Origin of the sequence: Streptomyces swartbergensis (assembly GCF_002148965.1) — a bacterium.
GTDB lineage: Bacteria > Actinomycetota > Actinomycetes > Streptomycetales > Streptomycetaceae > Streptomyces > Streptomyces swartbergensis.
Genome location: NZ_NGFN01000724.1, coordinates 1 through 1,169 on the forward strand (window position 1 = coordinate 1; position 1,169 = coordinate 1,169).

The 1,169-nt window shown below is 70.7% G+C and carries 2 protein-coding genes; one reads left to right on the top strand and one right to left on the bottom strand.

Annotation, left to right across the window (positions count from 1 at the left end):
• Positions 1–160: 160 nt before the first annotated feature.
• Positions 161–538 (bottom strand): STAS domain-containing protein, encoded by a 378-nt coding sequence (locus CA983_RS43895; protein WP_086606132.1) that lies wholly within the window; start codon positions 536–538, stop codon positions 161–163.
• Positions 539–686: 148 nt separating this feature from the next.
• Between CA983_RS43895 and CA983_RS43900 the strand changes: the two genes are divergently transcribed.
• On the top strand, positions 687–1,166 hold the full coding sequence (locus CA983_RS43900) for an ATP-binding protein (RefSeq protein ID WP_086606131.1): 480 nt from the start codon (positions 687–689) through the stop codon (positions 1,164–1,166).
• Positions 1,167–1,169: the final 3 nt, after the last annotated feature.

Here is a 1,169-nt window from a genome sequence, read left to right on the forward strand (position 1 = left end):
GTGGCCTGAGCATGACGGCTGCCTCCGTCCTCGCCCGTTCGGACCTGCGTGGCCTGAGCATGACGGCTGCCTCCGTCCTCGCCCGTTCGGACCTGCCTCCTTCACTCCTACGGTCGCAAGCCTCGGCGCCCGCCGCACCCCGGAGATCGAGCGGTCCGCGTCAGGGGCTGAGTGCCTCACGCAGGGTGAGGCGGCAGTCGATGAGGGCGTCGACACCGACGATCTGCAGGGCGCGCAGCACGGGTCCGGCGGGGCCGGCCAGGCGGAGCCAGCCGCCGGCCTCGGTGATGGCCTGGTGGGCGGCGATGAGGATGTTGATGCCGCTGGAGTCCATGAAGGTGACCTGCCGCATGTCGATCACGAGGCGGGGCCGGGCGGTGTCACAGACGTCCAGGGCCTGCCTGAGCTGCTCGCCGGTGTGGTAGTCGATCTCGCCGACCACGGTCACCACGCGGATGCCGTCGGTGACGGTGACCTGGACCGACAGCCCTCGGGGCTGCTGGGTTTTCTCGGCGTCCGTCACGGGTTCCTCAGACATGTCGGTCATACTGGCACGTCAAGACTTGCACCTGGACTGCTGCCCCCGTCCTGGTGCGGGTAATGCCTTGGCGACGAGGGGTAAGGCGTGTGCCGCGCGTGGGCGGGTACGCGCGGGGGTGTGAACGGGGTATTAAAGGCGGGCCGCGATGGAACCAGTGTCGGTGGGTGAGGACAGCGCGGCCCCGGATGAGCAGGCCATACAGACCACGGTGGCGCTGGAAGGCGACGGCACGTGCATCGCCCACGCCCGCCACTTCGCCGCCGGCTTCCTCGCCCGCGTCCAGGCCGAGCACGGCCTGCCCGTCTCGCAGCGCGCGATGGAGCTGACCCGGCTGGTGGTCAGTGAGCTGGTCACCAACGCCCGCAAGTACGCGCCGGGGCCGGTGCTGCTGGATCTGCGCATCACCGGCGACACCGTCGAGGTCGTGGTGTGGGACTGCGATCCGGTGCTACCGGTGGCCCGGGCCGCCGACGCCGGCCGGGTGGGCCAGCACGGCCTGGAGATCGTCATGGCCGTAGCCCAGGGCTTTGAAGCGCAGCGGGAACCGGTCGGCAAGCGCATCACCGCCCGCATCGCCCTCCTGGACGACCCCGGCGGCGCCGTCACCGGACGCCAACCCCGGTAGAAC